At 76.0% G+C, this 2,985-nt stretch carries 4 protein-coding genes; 3 read left to right on the top strand and 1 reads right to left on the bottom strand.

Annotated features, from left to right (window positions below):
- A partial coding sequence (locus tag ABEB16_RS18815; RefSeq protein WP_345713745.1) for an FAD-dependent oxidoreductase occupies positions 1-178 on the bottom strand: 178 nt, incomplete at its 3' end.
- 66 nt (positions 179-244) lie between these two features.
- Between ABEB16_RS18815 and ABEB16_RS18820 the strand changes: the two genes are divergently transcribed.
- The 3 genes from ABEB16_RS18820 to ABEB16_RS18830 all read left to right on the top strand — a co-directional run.
- Positions 245-799, top strand: a complete 555-nt coding sequence (locus ABEB16_RS18820; RefSeq protein WP_345713742.1) for a TetR/AcrR family transcriptional regulator — start codon at positions 245-247, stop codon at positions 797-799.
- Between the two features lie 45 nt (positions 800-844).
- On the top strand, positions 845-2,305 hold the full coding sequence (locus tag ABEB16_RS18825) for a peptide MFS transporter (RefSeq protein ID WP_345713743.1): 1,461 nt from the start codon (positions 845-847) through the stop codon (positions 2,303-2,305).
- 22 nt (positions 2,306-2,327) lie between these two features.
- On the top strand, positions 2,328-2,985 hold a 658-nt coding region (locus tag ABEB16_RS18830), incomplete at its 3' end, for an SDR family NAD(P)-dependent oxidoreductase (protein ID WP_345713744.1).

Genomic DNA, 2,985 nt, shown 5'->3' on the forward strand with positions numbered 1-2,985 from the left:
CGACGCCGAGCGCGGCCAGCGCGTTCTGGGCGTCGGGCCACAGCCCCAGCCCGGCGCCGGTGCCCACCACGCGCGGCCAGCGCTCCAGCACCGTGACGGTCCAGCCCGCGCGGCGCAGGCCGAGGGCGGTCGCCAGCCCGCCGACCCCCGCGCCCACCACGACAGCGGTTCGCTCCACACCGCGACGCTACTACGGGCGTAGTGCCGGTGACTACACCTGTAGTGAGATGGGTAGGGTGCCGCCGTGGACTCCGTGCGCGAGCGCTGCGCCGACGCCGCCGTCGTACTGCTCGGCGAGGGCGGGGCGCGCGCGCTCACCCACCGTGCCGCCGACGCCCGCGCCCGGGTGCCGGCCGGCAGCACGTCCAACCACTTCCGCACCCGCGACGCCCTGCTCGCCGGTGCCCTGCAGCGCATCGGCGAGCTGGAGCGCGAGCACCTCGCCGGGCTGCGCGCCCCCGCAGCGGTCGACGCCGCCGAGCTGCTCGTCGACGTCCTCGCCGCCGCGATCGGCTTCCTCCTCGGGCCGGGCCGGACGCTGGCCCGCGCCCGGCACGCGGTGTTCCTCGAGGCGGCCTGGCGCCCGCACCTGCGCGAGGCCGTCCTCGCCGGGACCCGGCCGTTCTGGGCGCTGCTCGCCGAGGCGCTGCGGGCCGCGGGTGCCGCCGAGCCGGAGCGGGCGGCGCGCCGGCTGCTGGCCTACGTCGACGGCCTCGTCGTCGACCAGCTGCTGCGGCCGGAGGAGGGTTTCGACGCCGTCGCCGCGGTGCGCACGTTCCTGCGCGGCGCGCTGCGCTGAGCGCCCGGGTGCGGGCCGGGGACCGGCGGGGGATGGTGGACCGCCATGAGCGGGATCGCCGAACGACAGCGCGCGGACACCGGGTTCCTCGGCCAGCCACGGGTGCTGGCGAGCCTGTTCGGCGTCGAGATGTGGGAGCGCTTCTCCTTCTACGGCATGCAGGGGATCCTGCTCATCTACCTGTACCACTCGGCCGATCGCGGCGGACTGGGCATCTCCCAGGACACCGCGACGAGCATCGTCGGCGCCTACGGCGGCCTCGTCTACCTCTCCACGGTCCTCGGTGCGTGGGTCGCCGACCGCCTCCTGGGCCCCGAGCGGGTGCTGTTCGCCAGCGGCGTGGTGGTGCTGTGCGGCCACCTGGCGCTGGCGCTGCTGCCCGGCCTGAGCGGCGTCGGCGTCGGTCTCGTCCTCATCGCCCTGGGCAGCGGCGGGGTCAAGGCGACGGCCACCGCGCTCGTCGGCACCCTCTACGCCGCCGGCGACGAGCGGCGCGACGCCGGCTTCTCGCTGTTCTACCTCGGCATCAACGTCGGTGCGCTCGTGGGCCCGCTGCTCACCGGGCTGCTGCGGGACACCGCCGGTTTCCACTACGGCTTCGGTCTCGCCGCGGTGGGCATGGCGGCCGGCCTCGCCCAGTACGCCGCGGGCAGGCGCCGGCTGCCGGAGGAGGCCGGCCGCGTGCCCGACCCCCTGCCCGCGGCGCACCGCACCCGGGCCGCCGTCCTGGGGGCGGCCGCCGTCGCGCTGCTCGCAGCGCTCGGCCTGCTGGGCGTCGTGACCGCCGACCGGCTCGACGAGATCGTCATCGGCTTCTCCGTCGTCGCGGCCGTCGCCTGCTTCGCCCTCGTCCTCGGCAGCCGCCACGTCGACGGCGCCGAGCGCCGCCGCGTCCTGGCCTTCGTCCCGCTGTTCCTGGCCAGCGTCATGTTCTGGGCCCTGTTCCAGCAGCAGTTCACGGTCGTCACCGTCTACGCCGACCAGCGGCTCGACCGGGACCTGTTCGGCTGGGAGATGCCCGTGGCCTGGGTGCAGTCCATCAACCCCGTCTTCATCATCGCCCTGGCCCCCGTGTTCGCGGCGCTGTGGACGGCGCTGGGCAGCAGGCAGCCGTCGACGCCGGTGAAGTTCGCCGTCGGCACCGCGCTCATGGGCGTCGCGTTCCTGCTGTTCCTGCCGATGTCGGGCGGGGGCCCCGGCAGCGCGCCCCTGCTCGGGCTGGCCGGCGTCCTGCTGGTGTTCACCTGCGCTGAGCTGTGGCTGTCGCCCGTCGGGCTGTCGGTGACGACGAAGCTGGCCCCGCAGGCGTTCCGCACCCAGATGGTGGCGCTGTTCTTCCTGTCCGTCGCGCTGGGCAGCGCCCTGGCGGGGACGCTGGCGGGGTACTACTCCCCGGACACCGAGCGCGCCTACTTCGGCCTGCTGGGGGGCACCGCCATCGGTCTCGGCGTCCTGCTGCTGCTCCTCAGCCCCCTCGTGCGGCGCCTGATGGGCGGGGTGCGCTGAGCCGTCCGGCAGGATGCCCCGGGTGGACCACGCCCCCGCACCCGCCGACCCCGGCGACGACACCCGCCCCGTCCTGCTGCTCGGTGGCCGCAGCGAGATCGGTGCCGCCGTCGCGCTGCGCCTCGTGCGCGCCGGTGCCCGCACCGTGCTGCTGGCGGCCCGCCCCCGACGGGATCCCGGCCCCGACCCCGTGCTGGACCGGGTCGAGGCGCAGTTGCGCGCGGCGGGGGCGCAGCGCGTCGTCCGGCTGGACCTCGACGCCGACGACGTGTCGGCGCACCGGCCGTTCCTGGAGGCGGTGCTGCGCGAGCACGGCCCGCTGGGCACGGTCGTCGTCGCGTTCGGGATCCTCGGGGACCAGGCGCGCGCCGAGCGCGACGCCGCCCACGCCCTCGCCGTCGTGCACACCGACTACGTCGCCCACGTCAGCGTCCTCACCCACCTGGGGGAGCTGCTGCGCGCACAGGGGTCCGGGCGCCTGGTGGTGTTCTCCTCGATCGCGGGGGCGCGGGTGCGGCGGGCGAACTACGTCTACGGCTCCGCCAAGGCCGGTCTCGACGGGTTCGCCAGCGGCCTGGCCGACGCCCTCGCCGGCAGCGGGGTGCACCTGCTGCTCGTGCGGCCGGGTTTCGTCGTGGGGCGGATGACGGCGGGGATGAGCCCGGCGCCGTTCGCCACCA

The sequence above is a fragment of the Kineococcus glutinatus genome, assembly GCF_039542765.1.
Classification (GTDB): Bacteria; Actinomycetota; Actinomycetes; order Actinomycetales; family Kineococcaceae; genus Kineococcus_A; species Kineococcus_A glutinatus.

Bases quoted from the DNA above. Each gene is read 5' to 3' on its own strand.
- ABEB16_RS18825 (WP_345713743.1), top strand. From the start codon at position 845: ATGAGCGGGATCGCCGAACGACAGCGCGCGGACACCGGGTTCCTCGGC.